We start from the raw sequence: 17,838 nt of genomic DNA, 5'->3' as shown, positions 1-17,838 counted from the left end.
GCGCTGTGGATCGGGCGAACGGGTAGTGTCCCCGGCAATGGTCCTCCACGCTGGTGCTGCCCGAGCGTGGCCGCCTCGTGAATCCACTGGGGTACACGTAGACGCGGTCCTCGGGTTGTCGATGTCCCCCACGTCCGTCGGTCTCGTGCTCGTCGAAGGCCAGGACGCCGATGGCGCGACGATGGATCGCGACTCGTTCCTGGTCTCCGACGACGGGCAGCCGTCGCAACAGGCGACCGCAGCCGTCCTGCGCACCGAGGCGATGGCCGCCAACCGCGGGTTGCGGTTGCACTCGATCGGTGTCACCTGGAGCGAGGACGCCGACCTCGACGCCTCGATGCTGATGGAGTCGCTGTCCGAGTCCGGTTTCGACAACGTCGTGGCGATCCGGATGCCCGAGGCCACCGAGGCCCTAGCCCGCGGCGTCGCGGAGGTCCTCGGGTACGCGACGACCGCCGTGTGCCTCGTGGAGCCCCAGTCGGCGATCTCGCTCATCGTCAACACCAGCGACGGCGCCGTGCAGACGGCCTTCAACCACGCGATCGACTCCGACGAAGACCTCATCAGCTGGCTGAGCGCGGTGTTCACGCGCGCCGACTGGGCGCCGGAGGCGTTGGTCGTCGTCGGCTCGGCCGGTGACTTCGAACCCCTGATGCACCGCCTCGAGGACGCGCTGTCGGTTCCGGTGTACGCGCCGGAGGAGGCCAAGCTGGCACTCGCCCGCGGAGCCGCCCTGGCCTCGGCGCAGAGCACGGAGCTCCCCCTGGAGTTCCTCGACGAGGGCCTGCGGCACGACGCGTTCGTCGTGCCCGCGCGCGTCGGAGACCTGGGCCGCCACCGCACCGACCGTCGCCGCGCCCAGTACCGCCGCTCGCTGTCGACCGTCGGGCCCGCCGCGATGCTGGCCACCGGGGTCGTGACGTTCGTCGTCTCGGCGTCGATCGCGATCAGTCTGCAGCTGTCCCCGGCCCGGCCCGCGCCGCCGAGCAGTCCCACGCCGGCCGCCAAGGTCGAAACGGACGAGGCGCCCGCGGCGGCGCCCGTACTGCCGCCACCGGCTGCCGTCCCTCCCGCTCCCGTCGTCGAGGCCGTGCCGCCGCCCGAGGCCCCGCCCTCGGTGAACGAGGACCCGCCGGTCGCCGTCGTCGACACCCCCGCCGAGGCGCCGGTCACCGACCAGGCCCCGGCCGCGGTGCCGGATGCACCACCCGCGCAGTCCGTCGACCCCGTGCCGGCGCAGACCGTCGACCCCGCGCTCGCCCCGCCGACGGACCCGGCACTCGCACCGCCGGTCGCCGGACCGCCGCCCGTCCCGCCCGTGACGGGTGGACCGATGATGCTCGACCCCAACACCCAGGTCCCGGCGCAGAAGCCCGGGCTGTGGACGCGGATCAAAGAGCGGCTCTCGGGTACCGGCTAGTTGGCCCCACCCGCGCCCGCGCACCGCGCCGGCCTCCGCCTGACCCTGCGCATCGCACTCGTCCTCGCCGTCGCGGCCGCGCTGCTCTCCGTGCACCTGACGTCGAGGTACGGCGTCGCCTGGCGGCTGGTCACGTTCACCTACCAGGCCAACGTCCTCGCGGCGCTCTACTACGCGTGGACGCTGCTCGCCCCCCGTTCGGATGAGCGCACCGGGCTGCGCGGTGCGGTCGTGCTGTACGTCGTCGTCGCGGGGGTGGTCTGGAATCTCCTGCTGACCGGGCACAGCATGGGGTACACGCCCGCCAATGTGCTTCTGCACGTGGTGGTTCCGATCCTCGCCCTCGCCGACTGGCTGCTGATCGGGCGCGGCGCAGGCGTCCCGAGGTGGTGGCAGCCGTTCGCGTGGCTCGGCTACCCGGCCATCTATCTGGTGGGTGCGCTGGTGATCCTCAACCGTGCGGGCCGGCGCGCGCCGTACTACTTCCTCGATCCCGACAGCGTCGGCATCGGCGCGGTCGTCGGCAACGTCGCTCTGCTGGCGCTGGGGTTCCTCGGGCTGGGTTACCTGTTGCTGGCAGTGGCCGGTCGGCGGTCGGCTAACGCTTAGCGGCCGCAAACCGAACTACTATTGAGGCTCAGTCGAATCCCGGAGGTTGGTCAGTTGCGTACAGGCTTGCGACAAGTGTTGTCAGTGGCGGGGATTGCGACCCTGCTGCTGAGCGGTTCTGCGGCGACCAGCCTTGCGGCTGCACCCGCTGCGGCAGTCGTCGCGAACGTTTCACCATCGCCGGGTCAGGTCGTCGGCGTGGCCATGCCCATCACGGTGACGTTCGCCGAGCCCGTCGCCGACCGCGCCGCGGCCGAGCGCAGCTTCGCGATCTCGGCCCCCAGGGCGCCCCAGGGCAACTTCGTCTGGCTGAAGAACGACGTCGTGCAGTGGAACCCCAGCAGCTACTGGCCCGCCCACTCGGACATCTCGGTCTCGATGGAGGGCTTCAAGACCGACTTCCACACCGGCGCCCAGACCGTCGGGGTGGCCGACGTGAACGCACACACGTTCACCGTGAGCATCGACGGCCAGGTGGCGCGCACCATGCCCGCCTCGATGGGCAAGCCCAAGCACCCCACGCCGATCGGGTCGTTCACCGCGCTGGAGAAGCAGTCCCCGGTCGTCATGGACTCGCGCACCATCGGCATCCCGCTGAGCGATCCCGAGGGCTACAAGCTCACCGTGTACGACGCGGTCCGGGTCACCTGGGGCGGTGTGTACGTGCACGCCGCTCCGTGGTCGGTGGCGCAGCAGGGCAACTCCAACGTCAGCCACGGCTGCATCAACCTCAGCACCGACAACGCGTCCTGGTACTACAACCAGGTCAACGTCGGCGACCCGATCATCGTCCAGGCGTAGCCGCGCCCGTGTAGTCGACCTGCCAGTGCTTGATGCCGTTGAGCCATCCCGAGCGCAGCCGCTCCGGCCTGGCCAATGACGTCAGGTTGGGCATCGCGTCGGCGATCGCGTTGAACATCAGGTCGATGGTCATCCTGGCCAGGTTCGCACCGATGCAGAAGTGCGCGCCGGTGCCGCCGAAGCCGACGTGCGGGTTGGGGTCGCGCAGGATGTCGAAGGTGTACGGGTCGGTGAAGACGTCCTCGTCGAAGTTGGCCGAGCGGTAGAACATCACCACCCGCTGGCCCTTCTTGATCGGGACGCCGGACAGTTCGGTGTCGACGAGTGCGGTGCGCTGAAACGACGTCACGGGGGTGGCCCAGCGGACGATCTCGTCGGCGGCGGTCGCCGGGCGTTCCCGCTTGAACAGCTCCCACTGATCGGGGTGGTCGGTGAACGCCATCATGCCCTGGGTGATCGAGTTGCGGGTGGTCTCGTTCCCGGCCACCGCGAGCAGGATCACGAAGAAGCCCAGTTCGTCGTCGGACAGCTTGTGACCGTCGACGTCGGCGTGGACCAGCTTGGTGACCAGGTCGTCGCCGGGGTGGGCGGTCCGCTCGGCGGCCATCTGCATGCCGTAGGTGATCAGCTCGACCGACGCGCTCATCGCGTCGTTGTTCTCGAACTCCGGGTCCATGTCGCCGACCATCTGATTGGACCAGTGGAACAGCTTCATGCGGTCCTCCTGGGGCACGCCCATCAACCCGGCGATGGCCTGCAGGGGCAGCTCACAGGACACCTGCTCGACGAAGTCGCCCGTGCCCCGCGCGGCCGCCTCGGCGACGATCTGGCGGGCGCGTTCGGTGAGATCGGCGCGCAGCTGTTCGACCGCGCGCGGGGTGAACGCGCGGGACACGATCTTGCGCAGATGGGTGTGGTGCGGCGCGTCCATGTTGAGCAGGACGAACTTGCCGGTCTCGATCTGGGTGGCCACGGTGCCGTCCTTGTACCGGGGCAGCGCCGTCTTCTCCAGGCTGGAGAACACGTCGCTGCGCCGCGACACCTCCTTGACGTCCCTGTGCTTGGTGACGACCCAGTAGCCGCCGTCGCCGAAGCCCCCGACGTCCGCGGGCTGTTCGTTCCACCAGATGGGGGCGACCCGGCGCATCTCGGCGAGTTCCTCGACCGGTAGTCGCTCGGCGTAGATGTCGGGATCGGTGAAGTCGAAGCCGGCGGGAAGTTGGGGGCTGGTGGCGGTCGTCGCCATGGTGGACCCTCCTCGAGATGACACGCTCTAGTCGGATAGGGCATTGCTACACCAGAGTTCGCAGGCGTCGCGGCGGGTTCTGCAAAGTCACTAGTAGAACGTGTTCTCGCGTCCATGAGAATGTCGTTAATCACCCGTGTAGGGATTGCGCGGTAACGAAACAGGCCTGATTCTTGATGGACCCATGAGCAACAACAGTCTCTGAAGCAACAGGAGAGGGGTCGTTCGTGAAGTCGAGGAACACCGTCACGATGGCCACGGTGTTGGCGGGATGCGCATCGGGCGTGCTGCTGGCGTTCGCCACCGCGTCGCCCGCGGGCGCCGATCCGGTGGCTCCGGTGCCCGCCCCGGCGCCGCCCATCCCGGCTCCGGCCCCAGCTCCCGCGCCCCCGGCCCCCGCGCCGGCCCCGGCTCCCGGGATCGCCCAGCCGGTCGATCAGCAGGCCGCCGGGCCCGACGTCGTCATCCCGCCGCCGAACGGCATACCGCACCTCGCGAGCCCGGACGCACTGCCGCCGGGGTCGACGATGGACCCCAACGCGGCGCCGAGCGATTCACCCGACGTCAGCTACCTGAAGAACCTGTGGGATGCGGTGCAGAACCACGAGATCAGCGGCAAGGAAGCCTTGATCATGGGACTCGCGCAGCGCGGCATGAGCACCCCCATGCCCGATCAGGCGCCCGGCCCCAACGTGCCGCGCTCGCCGGGGGACGCGCCGCCGCCCCCCGCCCCGATGGGACCGCCGCCACTGCTGCCGCCCGCACCGGCGCCCGACCCCGCGGCCCCGCCGGCCCCGTGAGTCAGGCGTCGACTACCAGACGCGCACGTAGTCGATGAGCATGTCGGCCGGGTAGGTGCCCGGTCCGGGATCGCCACCACCGGAGCCGGCCACCGCCAGGTCCAGCACCGGAAACAGTTGATAGCCAGGCGTATTGAACTGCCAGTCGGGCAACGCGTTCGCCGGAACGTTGAAGTACGGCTGCGCGCCGTCGGTGTAGTCCTTCCAGAACCGCATGCCCGCGTCGTCCCACTGCACCCGCCAGGTGTGCCACGCGCTGTCCGGGTAGATCGTCTGGCTGACGTGCTCACCGCCGTTCAGCTTCGCGTGCACCGCCGTGCCCGCCGCCCACTTGCCGTTGCCGTACCACTCCATGATGTCGACTTCGCCGCCGTTGACCGGGCTGTTGTTGGCCAGGTACCACGCCGGCCACGCTCCGGGCGTCAGGCAGTTCAGCTTGATCCGCGCCTCCCAGTTGTGCCCGATGCCGCCGCGGTAGGTGCCGAAGACCTTGCCGCTGTAGTAGGTGTCGCCGTCCTTGGCCGCGTGGAAGACGAGGTTGGACTTGCCGTCGACGAACACGTTCCTGCGGTCGTCGCGGTACTGACCGACGTTCTGGGGCAACTCCCAGAACGTCGGGTCCTCCATGGTCTCGCGGGCCTGGGCGACCTCCCACTTGGTGGGATCGGGCGCCGAACCGGCCGGGCCGTCGAACTCGTCGGCGAACAGGTACTGCCCGCCGGGGGGTGGTGCGGCCGGCGGGGGAGCGTCGAGGGGCACCGGGGTGGCGGCCGCGTGGGGAACGGCGGCGGCGGCGCCCAGCAGGCCGATCCCGGTCATCAAGATCATGCTGCGTCGATCCATGTCAGGCATGACCCCATGTAAGCCGCAACGTCAGGCCGGGTGCAAATCAGACGCCGGCGGCCTCGTTGAGTGCGTTGAGCGCTCCGGTGGCCTCCAGGTACTCCTGAACCCACCGCTCGATCACGGCCGACGTCTTCTCCACCTTGGTGAACTGACCGACCACCTGACCGACGGGATTGAAGGCGACGTCCACGGTCTCGTTGGGGTACTTGTGGGTCGCCGCGACTGCGAGACCGGACACCATGAACTGCAGCGGCATGCCGAGCGCCTTGGGGTTGTCCGGGTTCTCCCACGCGTCGGTCCAGTCGTTGCGCAGCATGCGCGCGGGCTTGCCCGTGAACGAGCGGCTGCGCACGGTGTCGCGGCTGCCCGCCTTGACGTAGGCGGCCTGCTGCACGGGGGTGTTCTCGGCCTCCTCGACCATCAGCCACTGCGAACCGGTCCAGGCCCCCTGGGTGCCCAGCGCGAGGGCCGCCGCGATCTGCTGACCGCTGCCGATGCCACCGGCGGCCAGCACCGGTACCGGGGCCACCTCCTTGACGACCTGGGGCCACAGCACGATCGAGCCGATCTCACCAGAGTGCCCGCCCGCCTCGCCGCCCTGGGCGATGATGACGTCGACGCCGGCGTCGGCGTGCTTGCGCGCCTGGCTGGGAGACCCGCAGAGCGCGGCCACCCTGCGGCCCTCGGCGTGGATGTGGTCGATCATGTCGCGCGGCGGCGTGCCGAGGGCGTTGGCGATCAGCGTCATCTTCGGATGCTTGAGGGCGATCTCGACCTGCGGGGTGGCAGTCGCCTCGGTCCAGCCCAGCAGCTGCAGGGTGCTCTCGTTGTCCTCGGCGGTGAGCGGCACGCCGTGGTCGGTCAGCACCTTCTTCGCGAAGTCGAGGTGCTCCTGGGGGACCATGTCGACCAGCATCTTGGCCAGTTCGTCGGCGGACAGGTTCGCGTCCATGCCCTCGTACTTGTTGGGAATCACGATGTCGACGCCGTAGGTGTGGTCACCGATGTGGTCGTCGATCCAGTTGAGCTCGACCTCGAGCTGCTCGGGGGTGAAGCCGACCGCGCCGAGGACGCCGAATCCGCCGGCCTTGCTGACGGCGACGACGACGTCGCGGCAGTGCGTGAACGCGAAGATCGGGAACTCGATGCCGAGCTGGTCGCAGAGGGGGGTGTGCATCCTGGTGGCTCCTCGAGGTGGCACGGGCGGACGGGACTAGAAATTGGAACGTGTTCTAGTTTAGTACCTCGGCGCAAGGCGCCGTCACCGAAGGGCCGGGCGGGCTCTCACCGATCTCCGGCGAGGCGCCGCAGCAGCCCACCGGGGCCGCGACGCGCCTGGCCCGCACTGACCCGCAGCACCGGCCACCCCTGGCGCTCGGCCTCGGCCGCCAGTCCCGCCCGGGGATTCACCGGCCGCGGATGACCGACCACCCGCATCAGCGCCGCATCCTCGTCGCCGTCGGCGTAGAAGTAGCTCTCGGTGAGGTCGACCCCGTGCTCGGCGGCGAATCGCCCCACGGCCGCGGCCTTGCCGGCACCCCACACCACGGGGGTGACGACCCCGCCGGTCAGTCGGCCCCCGGCGTCGACCTCGAAGTGGTTGCAGATGACGTCGTGGATGCCGAGGAAGCGGGCGACGGGTTCGGCGTGGATCGCCAGCGCCGACGAGCTCATCACCACGCTGTGGCCCCGGTCCTGGTGCGCGCGCACGACGTCCTGCATCTGCGCGAACACCCGCGTCTCGATGTGGCGCCGGAACAGGTACTCGCCGATGTCCTCCAACTCCGCGAGCGCGTCGCCGCGCAGATAACCCGCGGCCCGCACGACGAGGCGCTCGAACTCCATGCGTCCCAGCCGGTATCGCAGCGACGCCTCCAGTACCCCGAGCACCTCGCCGAGGCTGGCCTTGCGGGTCTGGATGCGGTGTCCGGCGTGGACCGTTGCGGTGAAACCCGAGACCAGCGTGCCGTCGAGGTCGAAGAACGCACCGACGCGCGCGCCGGTGGGGCCCGACGACACGTCGTCGAGATGATTGGCCAGCGTCGCCTGCGTGATCATCGAGCTCCTGCTTCAGACGTAACGCGGCGACTGCGCCCCCACGATTCCATTCCAACACCACTTTGCCTGAACTGCTGGTGCGCGTTGTTACCGTCAGATGACGCCGAGTTGCCGAGAAAGCGCGCCTGAGGGGCGCGACGTCACATTCATCGGATAGGTTCGACGGCGGCGGTTTCGAATTCGCGCACGGTTCAGCCGGAGCCCGCACGAACGAGAATCACGGCGACGCGCATTGTCTAATGCGGTTGGACACGGAAGACGGGCCTTGAACGAACAACGGGAATCGACCGATGGCACCCCTGCGGCATCCGGATCGACCTGCGAAGTAAGCGAACGGTGGGTCGAGCAGATCGTGGTCGTCGCGGCCTCTGGCGTCGTCGACATGATCACGGCCCCACGCCTGGAGGATGCGATCATGGCCGCGCTGGGCAAGTCGCCCGCCGGCCTCGTCGTCGACCTCACCGACGTGGAGTTCCTCGCCTCGGCCGGCATGGGCGTGCTGGTTGCGGCACACGACGCGGCCCCCGAGGGGATCGGCATCCACATCGTCGCCGAGGGTCCCGCGACCAGCCGGCCGCTCAAGCTCGTCGGCATCGCCGACATCGTGCCTCTGCACGCCACCCTCGACGAGGCGCTGGGCTCCTTCTCCGCCTGACGCGCATAGTCGACCCGCTCGCGGGGTACTTCTGGCACGTCATGATCGATTCCATGCCCAAGGCCGCCACCACCCACGCCGAGCGCTTCGAGCGCATCGGCGTCCGGGCGGATCCTCGGCTGGCCACCCAGACTCGTGACGAGTTCGGCTGGTGGGTGCAACGCACGTTCGACCTCGACGCGGATCGCGTCGGGGACCTCCTGCTCGCGACGTACGAGGCGATGGCGAACTCCGCCGAGTTCGCCTACCTGAGCGCGGGTGCGACCGGCACGATGGACCTCACGGCCTCCTACGACCCCGTCGAGTCGACGCTGTCGGTCACGATCTCCGATCGCGGCCAGTGGCGCACCGCGGCGCCGGCGCCCGGCGACCGCAGGCGCGGCCGCGGCATCGGCCTCATGACCGCTCTCGCGGACCACGCCTCCATCCAGACGTCGCTGAACGGGACGACCGTGCGGCTGTCGTGGGGCGGAGTGCACCGCCGCTAGACCGCACCCGCGGTGCCCGGCCCGTCACCAGGGGCAGGTCCAGCGTGGTGCGGATGCCGGGCTGCGCGGCGACGACGTCGGGTATCGCGTTCACGATGCGCCCCGCCGCCGCGAGGATGGCGGCGTAGTTGTGATCGCCGTGGCGGCTGGTGGGGGAGACGTCCATGACGTAGGACGGTTCGCCGGTGATCTCCACCCGGTAGGAACCCCCGGGCTGCGCGGGCTGCGCCCAGTCGGGCCGAAGATCCTCGCGCAGGCGGGTGACGTGCTCGACCACGATCACCGGGTGGCCGCCCACCAGGCCCTCGATCTGGAAGCGCAGGGCGGCGACGGTGCCCTTGCCGATCGTGCCGACGGCGACGTCGAAGTCTTCCGGTGCCGGTTCCTGCTCGACCGAGTCCCTGATCTCGTCGACCTCCACGCCGAGACCGGCCGCGAGCTGCCGGATCGCGGTGCCCCAGGCGATGCTCAGGACACCGGGCTGGAACAGGATGGGTAATTCGCCGATCGGGTTGCCGAAGCCCATCACGTCGAACATGACCGTCGCCCCGTCGTAGGTGGCGTAGTCGGCGATCTCCATGGTGCGGATCTGCTGAATGCTCTGACAGGTGCCCGCCAGCGCGAGCGGCAGCAGATCGGTGGCGAAACCGGGATCGACGCCGGTGATGAACACACTCGAATTGCCTTGTCGCGCAGCCTCTTCGACCCGCTGGATGTACTTGTCGGGGATCACCTGCCACGGGTACTGCAGCACCCCGGGCGCCGAGCCCACGACGTCGATGGCCGCGGCCAGGAACAGCCGGACGTCGGCCATCGCCTCGGGCAACCGGACGTCGCCCATCGCGCAGTAGACGACGCAGTCCGGCGCCGCGGCCACGACGGCGTCGAGTTCGCCGGTGGCCAGGATGCCGGTCGTGACGTCGAGGCCGGCCAGCACGCCGGCGTCCCGGCCCACCTTGGCCTCGGAGGACACCCAGACGGCGACGAGGTCGAAGCGGTCGTCGTGGATCAATTGCTTGAGCGCCAGGCTGCCGCAGTTGCCGGTGCCGACCAGCGCGACGCGTATCGCCATGTCCGGTGTCTCCTCGGGGTCGTGTCGTGGCGGGTGCTGGCGAGAAGTATGCGGGCGGCCACCGCGAATTGGAACACGTTCTAGTCAAAATGGGCTATGCGGTAACCTGACCGGTCATGGGACGCGTGGACGGAAAAGTTGCACTGATCAGCGGCGGGGCGCGCGGAATGGGCGCCGCTCACGCCCGCATGCTGGTTGCCGAGGGGGCCCGGGTGGTCATCGGCGACATCCTCGACGACGAGGGCAAGGCGCTGGCCGAGGAGATCGGTGACGCGGCGCGCTACGTCCACCTCGACGTCACCGAGGCCGACCAGTGGGACGCCGCCGTCGCCACCGCGGTCGGCGACTTCGGCGCACTGAACGTCCTGGTCAACAACGCCGGCATCGTCGCCCTCGGCAAGATCGGCAGCTTCGACATGGCGAAGTGGCAGAAGGTCATAGACGTCAACCTCACCGGCACGTTCCTCGGCATGCAGGCCTCCGTCGAGGCCATGAAGGCGGCCGGCGGCGGGTCGATCATCAACGTCTCCTCGATCGAGGGCCTGCGCGGCGCGGCCATGGTCCACCCCTACGTCGCCACGAAGTGGGCCGTGCGAGGGCTGGCCAAGTCCGCCGCCATCGAGCTCGGCAAGCACAAGATCCGGATCAACTCACTGCACCCCGGGTTCATTCGCACACCCATGACCAAGCACTTCCCCGACGACATGGTCACGGCTCCGCTGGGCCGCCCGGGCGAGGTGGACGAGGTCGCCACGTTCGTGGTGTTCCTGGCCAGCGATGAATCGTCGTTCGCCACGGGCAGCGAGTTCGTCGTCGACGGCGGTCTGGTCACCGACGTGCCGCACAAGGACTTGTTCTAGGCGAGCGTGCCCGCCTGCCCGACGGCAGGCACAATGAAGGCTCCCCGTCGACCCCGTCGCTACGCTTGCCCCCCGGCAGCGTCTCGCCGTGACGCACGCCCATGCCCGGAGGGAGTAGCACTATCGCGCCCGAGATGCGCCAAACCGCCGTCCTGGGCCTCGTGGTTCTCCTGCTCCTGCTGTCGTTCAGTGCCGGTGACGTTCCCACGTTCGCCCGGCCCGAACCCGCGGCGCAGGAGGTCCAGCTCGACACCGGCTGGCAGCTGGCGTCCGCACGCGAGGTCACCGCGGGCGGCGCGGACATCTCCCAGGCGACCTACCGCGGGCCGCACTGGCACACCGTCAAGAAGATGCCGTCCTCGGTGCTGCAGGCGCTCGAGGACGACGGCACCTACCCCAATCTCTACTACGGCAAGAACCTCCTCCAGGAGGTGCCGCAGGACCTGTGGAAGCAGGACTGGTGGTACCGCACGACGTTCGTCGCCCCGGCCGGTCACACCACCTACCAGCTGAACTTCCCCGGCATCAACTACCGCGCCGAGATCTGGCTCAACGGGCACCGCCTCGCCGACGCCACGCAGATCGTCGGCATGTACGTCGACCACGATCTCGACGTCACGCCGTGGATCCGGCCCGGCGGCGCCAACACCCTCGCCGTCAAGGTGACGCCCGAGCGGGCACTGCAGGACGTCGACGGCGTCGAGCTCGCCGACAGCTGGTTCGACTGGATCAACTGGAACTATCTCGGCTATCAGGGACCCGGCAAGAACCCCGGCAACGGCAACTCCTTCGTCGCCGACCGCAACGCCGGGATCCTCAAGCCGGTGACGCTGCGGATGTCGGGGGCCGTCGCGATCTCCTCGGCGACCGTGAACACCGAACTGCCCCTGCCGAAGACCGACTCGGCGCGCCTGTCGGTGTTCACCACCGTGCGCAACTTCTCCGCGCGCCGCGTGGAGGGCGTCCTGCGCGCCACCATCAGCCGGCGGGGGAAGGCGGACGTGCGCGTCGAGCAGCGGGTCGGCCTGGCCCCCGGCGAGCAGCGCGACGTCGGGTTCAGCCCCGACGACTTCGCCCAGCTGACGCTCGCCCATCCCGACCTGTGGTGGCCCTACACCATGGGCGCACCCGACATGTACGACCTGCACCTGGAGTTCCGCCAGTTCGGCAGCGCAATCGACGAGACCCACCAGCGCTTCGGCGTGCGCACCATCACCCAGGCCCGCGATGACGACGAGCGCTTCCCCGAGCTGGGCTCCGGCGGCAGCTTCTACCTGCAGGTCAACGGCCGCGACTTCCTGGTCCGCGGTGCCACCTACACCCCCGACCTGCTCTACGACTACGACCTCGACCGCCAGCGCGCCATCCTGTCCTACGCGCGCGACCTCGGACTGAACATGCTGCGGCTGGAGTCCAAGATCCCCGACGAGAGCTTCGCCGAGGCCGCCGACGAGCTCGGCATTCCGCTGATGGTCGGCTGGATGTGCTGCAACCAGTGGGAGAAGTGGCCGCAGTGGAACGCCGAGGACAACCGCGTCGCCCGCGACAGCCTGCGCTCGCAGATCACGATGCTGCGCTCGCACCCGTCGGCGTTCGTGTGGGCCAACGGCAGCGATGGCCGCCCGCCGCAGCAGGTGCGCGACGACTACCACCAGATCCTGCGCGACCTGCACTGGCAGAACGCCGTCGTCGACACGGTGTCGTCCTACGCGATCGACGCCTCCGGCCAGCGGCTCTGGGACGGCATCCAGATGGCCGGTCCCTACACCTGGCGGCCACCGACGTACTGGTTCAGCGGGCGCTACCGCGCGGCCCGGGGAGCGTCGGCCGAACAGGGCGACAACGAGCACATTCCGCCATTCGCGAGCCTGCAGGAGTTCATCCCGCCCGACAAGCTGTGGCCCATCAACGACTACTGGACCTTCCACGCGGGATCCAATCCCGGCAACTCGGCGCTCGCCAGCATCCAGCTCGCGATCAACCGACGGTACGGCCCGTCGAGCAATGCCTACGACTTCGCCCGCAAGGCCCAGCTCGCGCACTACGAGTCGACCCGCGCACAGTTCGAGTCCTATGCCGCGCTGGGGTGGGCGGGGCACAAGATGACCATCTACTGGATGCTCAACAGCCACTGGCCGTCGTTCTTCGGCAACGTCTTCGACTACTACCTGCGGCCGGGGGGCGCCTACTACGGCGCCAAGGCGGGCCTGCGGCCGCTGTCGGCGGTCTTCGACTCCTACGCGACGGGCGATCACGGCCAGGCGACGGTGACGCTGGTCAACCAGCGACCCGAGGCCGTTGCCGGGGCCCGCGTGCGGGTCAGGGTGTACGACCTGAACGGTCGGGTCCGCGACGACCGGACCAGCGCGCCGTTGAACGTGCCCTCGGGCGGGACCGCGGCGGCCCTCGTGCTGCCACGGGAGGCGCGCGACTCACGGGTGTTCTTCGTCCGCTGCGAGGTCCTCGACGCGGCGGGCAAGGTCGTCGACGAGAACGTCTACTGGCAGTCGCAGCGCAACGACGACGTGGGAAACCCCAACGCGGACTTCGCCTTCGAGCTCCGGCAGGAGAGCTGGGCCGACATGACCCCGCTGAACACGATGCCGCGGGCCGCGCTCGACGTCTCCGCCACCCGCTCGCTGGCGGCCGACGGCAACGGCGCCGTCACGATCCACCTGCACAACCCGGGCGGGCAGGTCGCGTTCTTCGAGCGCGCCGAGGTGACGTCGACCCGCGACGGCGACGAGATCCTGCCGATGGAGTACGACGACAACTACGTGACGGTGTTCCCCGGCGAGACGGTCGACGTGCGGGCGTCGATGCCCGGCCGCGCCGTGTCGGCCGACTGGGTCCGCGTCACCGGGTACAACAGCCCACCGGTCGTGGTGCCGGTCGGCCCGTCGGCTGCCGATCCCGTCAAGTAGCCGGGCGGCGTGCGCAGCCACCACGCGGTACCGACCAGCACCGCCGCGAAGGCGATCAGATAGGCCGCGGGAATCACGACGGCCCAGCCACCGCCCCAGCGGAACGCCAGCAACCCGGTCTCCGGCGTATCGCCGGCGACCCGCACGACCCAGCCGGCGAACACGGCCCAGAGCGCCCACAGCGCCGCCATCGAGAAGCCGCCGCCGCGGGCGTAGGCGCGGTGGCCGAGGTGAATCAGCAAGGGCGTTAACCACACCCAGTGGTGGCTCCAGCTGAACGGTGACAGGGCGGCGGACGCCATCCCCGCGATCGCCAGGGCGAGCACCCGCTGATCGCGGCGCCACGCCAGCACCGCCACGGCGAGTGCGGCGACGGCCAGCGCGGCGGTTGCGACGACGGTCGGCGCCCCGGTCACGTGCAGCCGGACGAACAGACCCTTCAGGCTGGTGTTCGCCATGGGGTCGCTGGTGATGCGGGCGACGTCGTCGAATCCGCCGCGCAACCAGAAGTAAGTCGAATCCCGCGGGAGGACGACCCATCCGAGTGCGACCGTGGCGGCCAGCGTCAGCGTCGCCACCACGGCGGGCCGTCGCCGCCCGGTCAGGAACAGGAAGACGATGAACAGCGCGGGGGTGAGCTTGATGCCCGCCACCACCCCGATGCCGACGCCCGCCCAGCGCCGCGTGTCGGGACCGAGCAGGTCGGCCACCACCACGGCCAGGATGACCAGGTTGACCTGTCCGAGTTGCAACGACAGCCGCACCGGCTCCAACCAGCACACCAGGGCCATCAGCAGCGCCGTCAGCCGCCACGCTCCGGTGGCCGCGGTCATCCCCAGCCGCCGCAGACAGCGGTGCACGACGTACCCCACCAGCAGCAGGTTGCCGATCAGCCCCAGCACCTGGGTGGCCACGGTGCCCAGCACCGTCAGCGGCAGCGAGCACAGCGCCGCGAACGGCGTGTAGTCGAAGAGCAGGGTCCTCGGGTTGCCCGTCAGCCCGATCGAGTAGAGGTCGCGACCCGAGACGACCCGCAGCGCCCCGAAACGGTAGACCTGCAGATCGACCTGGCTGGCGAGGGCCGGCCACCGCACGTACGCCACGGCGTAGGCGAGCACGGCCGCCACGCACAGCACCGCCACCGGCACCGTCCTGACGAACTTCGCATCCGACACCGCTGAGAAGTTACCGACTCGACCGCGGAGCCGTCCCGAAGGCCGGGGTGGCCGCGCGCGGCCGAACCCGTACCGGGAGGATGTGGCCATGGCCCCCACCGAGAGGACACCGCGATGAGCACGCCGGACCTGCGGTCAGAGCTCGCAGAAACCACCGCAGCCGCGGGCTGGAGCCGCCGCATCGACGACCGGGTGGACGTCTACCTGCGTGGATTGACGCGAGTGCGGGTGATCTGGCAGGGCAACGACATGATCAGCGGGGGATCGCGCTACCAGGAGGACATCCTCGAGACGTACTCGCGCGACCTCGACACCGTGAAGGGCTGGCTCAGCAGGTAGCCGCCGGGGTCGTAGTGTCTTACCCCGTGAGTGCCCGTGCGGGAATCGTCGTCACCGGAACCGAAGTACTGACCGGACGCGTCCAGGACCGCAACGGTCCATGGCTCGCCGACCGGTTGCTGGAGCTGGGGGTGGAGCTCGCTCACATCACCATCTGCGGGGACCGGCCCTCCGACATCGAGGCGCAGCTGCGCTTTCTGGCCGGCGAGGGTGTCGACCTCATCGTCACCAGCGGTGGGCTCGGCCCGACGGCCGATGACGTGACGGTCGCGACGGTCGCCGAGTTCAGCGGCCGCGAACTGATCCTGGACGACGCGCTCGAGGCCACCATCGCCGACATCCTCCGCCGTCTGATGGGCCGTTCCGGCGTCGGCGAGGTCGACTTCGACGCCGTGCTGGCGGCCAACCGCAAGCAGGCGATGGTCCCGCAGGGCGCCGAGATCCTCTCACCGGTCGGCACCGCGCCGGGCGTGGTCGTGCCGGGCACGCCGACCATCGTCGTGCTGCCCGGTCCGCCGCGTGAACTACAGCCCATGTGGGACAAGGCAATTCGCACCGACGGTGTGCAGCAGGCGATCGCCGGGCGCACCGAGTACCGGCAGGCCACCATCCGCATGTTCGGGCTGCCCGAGTCCGGTCTCGCTGAGACGCTGCGGGACGGCGAGCAGAGCATCGCCGACTTCGACCGTCTCGAGATCACCACCTGCCTGCGCCGCGGCGAGCTCGAGATCGTCACGCGCTACGAGCCCGACGCCGCGCCCGTCTACGACGCCCTGCTCGCGCTGCTGCAGACGCGCCACGGCCGGGAGATCTTCTCCACCGACGGCGCCCTGGTCGACGACCAGGTCGCCGAGCTGCTGGCGGGCCGCACCATCGCCACCGCCGAATCCTGCACCGCGGGCCTGGTGGCCGCGCGGCTGACCGACCGGCCCGGGTCGTCGGCCTACGTCGCCGGGGGCGTGGTCAGCTACTCCAACGAGGCGAAGTCGGCGTTACTCGGGGTGGACCCCCGGCTCATCGCCGAGCACGGCGCGGTGTCCGAGCCCGTGGCCGAGGCCATGGCCATGGGTGCCCTTCGGCGCTTCGAGGCCGACACCGCGATCTCCACGACCGGGATCGCGGGTCCCGGCGGTGGCAGCGCCGAGAAGCCGGTGGGCACCGTGTGCTTCAGCGTGCAGTTGGCCGACGGCCGGTCGACGACCACGACCCTGGTGCTTCCGGGCAACCGGTCCGACGTCAGGGAGCGGTCCACGACCGTGGCGATGCACCTGCTGCGGCGCCTGCTGAGCACCCCGGCAGGGGTGGGCCACGCGTGAGGATCCTGTTCGACGACGCGGACATGGACGCCCAGCTGAGCCGCACCCTCATCGCCGTCTCCGCGGAGGCCGCCGACCTCGGCGAGGTGTTCGCCACCGCGGCGCGGGTCACCGAGGGGGACTACGACTCGTGGTTCACCGAGTGGTCGGCGACCGCGGAGGTGGCCCAGTCCCTGGCCGAGGACGCCGTGCGCGGCGGGCACGACGTGACGGCGCGCAAGGCGTTCCTGCGGGCGTCGGAGTACTGGCGGCAGGCGTTCTTCTTCCTGCGCCACGACCTCGACGACGCACGGCTGCAGCGCGCGTGGCGTCGGCACCGCGAGACGTTCCGCGCGGCACTGCCGCTGCTGGACTGCCACGCGGTGATCGCCGAGATCCCGTACGACGGCGTCACCATGACGGGGTATCTGTTTCGGCCCGCGGACGCCGACACCCCGCGGCCGACCATTCTGGCGCCGTGCGGCATGGACTCGACGGCCGAGGCGGGGTACGTCGCCACCGGATACATGGCGCTGCCCCGGGGGTACAACTTCTTCGTCTTCGAGGGGCCGGGCCAGGGCGGCACGCTGTTCGAGCACCGCCGCACCTTCCGGCCCGACTTCGAGGTGCCGTTCGGCGAGGCCTTCACCTGGCTACTGGACCAGGACGGCGTCCACCCCCACGCGGTGATCGTGATGGGCCGCTCCTTCGGGGGGTACCTCGGTCCGCGCGCGGCGGCCTGCGAGTCGCGGGTCGCCGCCCTGGTCGCCGATCCGGGTCAGTACGACTTCGCTTCGCGCATCGGAACTTTCGCCTCGAGTCTGGGCTTCGCGGCGGAGGAGGACTTCCTGTCCCGGCTGCTCGCGGCCGACGAGGACCTCGACGCGCGCCTGCAGAACCTGCTGAGCGGGTCACGCAACGTGGAGTGGTACGGCTCGCGGATGGCCGCCATGGGCGCCAAGACGGTGGGCGACTTCCTGCGCAAGCAGCTGCAGTTCTCACTGCGGGACGTCGCCGCCGACATCCGCTGTCCGACGCTGCTCACCGAGGGCGAGGGTGACTTCGCCGCCCAGGGCGAGCTGCTGTTCGAGCACCTGACGTGCGAGCGCAGGCTGACGACGTTCAGCGCGGCGGAGGGCGCGGGCGGCCACTGCGAGGGTCTGGGCAGCACGCTGTTCGAGGGCTACGCATTCGACTGGATCGACCGCATCCTGGGGCGCGCGGCGGCCCCGGCGCCCGTGAACTAGGGG

The 17,838-nt window shown here is 69.9% G+C and carries 16 protein-coding genes and 1 pseudogene; 11 read left to right on the top strand and 6 right to left on the bottom strand.

Going from position 1 to position 17,838, the window contains the following annotated elements; all coding sequences use genetic code 11:
- The first annotated feature begins 37 nt into the window (after nucleotides 1-37).
- The 3 genes from G6N60_RS28920 to G6N60_RS14620 all read left to right on the top strand — a co-directional run bounded on the left by G6N60_RS28920 (nucleotide 38) and on the right by G6N60_RS14620 (nucleotide 2,830).
- Nucleotides 38-1,420, top strand: a complete 1,383-nt coding sequence (locus G6N60_RS28920; RefSeq protein ID WP_443678353.1) for a DUF7159 family protein — start codon at nucleotides 38-40, stop codon at nucleotides 1,418-1,420.
- Complete coding sequence (locus G6N60_RS14625; protein WP_163738419.1) at nucleotides 1,421-2,029, top strand: Pr6Pr family membrane protein; 609 nt, start codon at nucleotides 1,421-1,423, stop codon at nucleotides 2,027-2,029.
- Between the two features lie 75 nt (nucleotides 2,030-2,104).
- Nucleotides 2,105-2,830 carry a L,D-transpeptidase gene (locus G6N60_RS14620; RefSeq protein ID WP_163738416.1) on the top strand — a complete coding sequence of 242 codons (726 nt, stop codon included), beginning with the start codon at nucleotides 2,105-2,107 and terminating at the stop codon, nucleotides 2,828-2,830.
- On the opposite strand, the gene G6N60_RS14615 is transcribed toward G6N60_RS14620, so the two are convergent.
- On the bottom strand, nucleotides 2,814-4,076 hold the full coding sequence (locus G6N60_RS14615) for a cytochrome P450 (protein ID WP_163738413.1): 1,263 nt from the start codon (nucleotides 4,074-4,076) through the stop codon (nucleotides 2,814-2,816). The genes G6N60_RS14620 and G6N60_RS14615 overlap by 17 nt on opposite strands.
- Nucleotides 4,077-4,303: 227 nt before the next feature.
- Here G6N60_RS14615 and G6N60_RS14610 point away from each other — a divergent pair, with 227 nt between their 5' ends.
- Nucleotides 4,304-4,876 carry a hypothetical protein gene (locus G6N60_RS14610; protein ID WP_170312562.1) on the top strand — a complete coding sequence of 191 codons (573 nt, stop codon included), beginning with the start codon at nucleotides 4,304-4,306 and terminating at the stop codon, nucleotides 4,874-4,876.
- 12 nt (nucleotides 4,877-4,888) lie between these two features.
- Here G6N60_RS14610 and G6N60_RS14605 read toward each other — a convergent pair whose 3' ends face one another.
- From G6N60_RS14605 to G6N60_RS14595, 3 genes are all read right to left on the bottom strand, one after another.
- Nucleotides 4,889-5,728: a glycoside hydrolase family 16 protein gene (locus G6N60_RS14605; protein ID WP_163738410.1), complete on the bottom strand. Its 840-nt coding sequence runs from the start codon at nucleotides 5,726-5,728 to the stop codon at nucleotides 4,889-4,891.
- A gap of 37 nt (nucleotides 5,729-5,765) precedes the next feature.
- A complete protein-coding gene (locus G6N60_RS14600; RefSeq protein WP_163738408.1) occupies nucleotides 5,766-6,899 on the bottom strand; it encodes a nitronate monooxygenase in 1,134 nt (377 codons plus the stop codon).
- 107 nt (nucleotides 6,900-7,006) lie between these two features.
- The gene (locus G6N60_RS14595; protein WP_163738405.1) at nucleotides 7,007-7,780 is read right to left on the bottom strand and encodes an HAD family hydrolase; all 774 of its coding nucleotides are present in this window, start codon (nucleotides 7,778-7,780) and stop codon (nucleotides 7,007-7,009) included.
- Between the two features lie 265 nt (nucleotides 7,781-8,045).
- Between G6N60_RS14595 and G6N60_RS14590 the strand changes: the two genes are divergently transcribed.
- On the top strand, nucleotides 8,046-8,435 hold the full coding sequence (locus G6N60_RS14590; RefSeq protein ID WP_163738399.1) for an STAS domain-containing protein: 390 nt from the start codon (nucleotides 8,046-8,048) through the stop codon (nucleotides 8,433-8,435).
- A 53-nt stretch (nucleotides 8,436-8,488) separates the two neighbouring features.
- Nucleotides 8,489-8,923, top strand: coding sequence for an ATP-binding protein (locus tag G6N60_RS14585; RefSeq protein WP_246240702.1), 435 nt, complete (start codon nucleotides 8,489-8,491; stop codon nucleotides 8,921-8,923).
- On the opposite strand, the gene G6N60_RS14580 is transcribed toward G6N60_RS14585, so the two are convergent.
- Nucleotides 8,832-9,995: an NAD(P)H-dependent amine dehydrogenase family protein gene (locus G6N60_RS14580; RefSeq protein ID WP_220100365.1), complete on the bottom strand. Its 1,164-nt coding sequence runs from the start codon at nucleotides 9,993-9,995 to the stop codon at nucleotides 8,832-8,834. The genes G6N60_RS14585 and G6N60_RS14580 overlap by 92 nt on opposite strands.
- A gap of 116 nt (nucleotides 9,996-10,111) precedes the next feature.
- On the opposite strand from G6N60_RS14580, the gene G6N60_RS14575 reads away from it, so the two are divergent.
- Nucleotides 10,112-10,855: a glucose 1-dehydrogenase gene (locus tag G6N60_RS14575; RefSeq protein WP_163738393.1), complete on the top strand. Its 744-nt coding sequence runs from the start codon at nucleotides 10,112-10,114 to the stop codon at nucleotides 10,853-10,855.
- A 134-nt stretch (nucleotides 10,856-10,989) separates the two neighbouring features.
- On the top strand, nucleotides 10,990-13,779 hold the full coding sequence (locus G6N60_RS14570; RefSeq protein ID WP_163738389.1) for a glycosyl hydrolase 2 galactose-binding domain-containing protein: 2,790 nt from the start codon (nucleotides 10,990-10,992) through the stop codon (nucleotides 13,777-13,779).
- 290 nt (nucleotides 13,780-14,069) lie between these two features.
- Here G6N60_RS14570 and G6N60_RS28590 read toward each other — a convergent pair.
- Nucleotides 14,070-15,044, bottom strand: a pseudogene (locus G6N60_RS28590) (glycosyltransferase family 87 protein); the annotation flags it as partial.
- A gap of 24 nt (nucleotides 15,045-15,068) precedes the next feature.
- Between G6N60_RS28590 and G6N60_RS14560 the strand changes: the two are divergent.
- From G6N60_RS14560 to G6N60_RS14550, 3 genes are read left to right on the top strand one after another with little or no spacing between them, the layout of a single operon-like run.
- Nucleotides 15,069-15,293 (top strand): hypothetical protein, encoded by a 225-nt coding sequence (locus G6N60_RS14560; protein WP_163738382.1) that lies wholly within the window; start codon nucleotides 15,069-15,071, stop codon nucleotides 15,291-15,293.
- 26 nt (nucleotides 15,294-15,319) lie between these two features.
- Complete coding sequence (locus tag G6N60_RS14555; RefSeq protein WP_163738378.1) at nucleotides 15,320-16,609, top strand: competence/damage-inducible protein A; 1,290 nt, start codon at nucleotides 15,320-15,322, stop codon at nucleotides 16,607-16,609.
- The gene (locus G6N60_RS14550; RefSeq protein ID WP_163738373.1) at nucleotides 16,606-17,835 is read left to right on the top strand and encodes an alpha/beta hydrolase family protein; all 1,230 of its coding nucleotides are present in this window, start codon (nucleotides 16,606-16,608) and stop codon (nucleotides 17,833-17,835) included. Before G6N60_RS14555 ends, G6N60_RS14550 begins: the two co-directional genes overlap by 4 nt.
- Nucleotides 17,836-17,838: the final 3 nt, after the last annotated feature.

The organism is Mycolicibacterium madagascariense, from assembly GCF_010729665.1.
Classification (GTDB): Bacteria; Actinomycetota; Actinomycetes; order Mycobacteriales; family Mycobacteriaceae; genus Mycobacterium; species Mycobacterium madagascariense.
The sequence above is the reverse complement of the archived record's forward strand: the minus strand, read 5'-3'. Positions and strand labels throughout refer to the sequence as shown.

Bases quoted from the DNA above. Each gene is read 5' to 3' on its own strand.
- G6N60_RS14560 (WP_163738382.1), top strand. From the start codon at position 15,069: ATGAGCACGCCGGACCTGCGGTCAGAGCTCGCAGAAACCACCGCAGCC.
- G6N60_RS14615 (WP_163738413.1), bottom strand. From the start codon at position 4,076: ATGGCGACGACCGCCACCAGCCCCCAACTTCCCGCCGGCTTCGACTTC.
- G6N60_RS14575 (WP_163738393.1), top strand. From the start codon at position 10,112: ATGGGACGCGTGGACGGAAAAGTTGCACTGATCAGCGGCGGGGCGCGC.
- G6N60_RS14600 (WP_163738408.1), bottom strand. From the start codon at position 6,899: ATGCACACCCCCCTCTGCGACCAGCTCGGCATCGAGTTCCCGATCTTC.
- G6N60_RS14570 (WP_163738389.1), top strand. From the start codon at position 10,990: ATGCGCCAAACCGCCGTCCTGGGCCTCGTGGTTCTCCTGCTCCTGCTG.
- G6N60_RS14580 (WP_220100365.1), bottom strand. From the start codon at position 9,995: ATGGCGATACGCGTCGCGCTGGTCGGCACCGGCAACTGCGGCAGCCTG.
- G6N60_RS28920 (WP_443678353.1), top strand. From the start codon at position 38: ATGGTCCTCCACGCTGGTGCTGCCCGAGCGTGGCCGCCTCGTGAATCC.
- G6N60_RS14605 (WP_163738410.1), bottom strand. From the start codon at position 5,728: ATGCCTGACATGGATCGACGCAGCATGATCTTGATGACCGGGATCGGC.
- G6N60_RS14595 (WP_163738405.1), bottom strand. From the start codon at position 7,780: ATGATCACGCAGGCGACGCTGGCCAATCATCTCGACGACGTGTCGTCG.
- G6N60_RS14585 (WP_246240702.1), top strand. From the start codon at position 8,489: ATGCCCAAGGCCGCCACCACCCACGCCGAGCGCTTCGAGCGCATCGGC.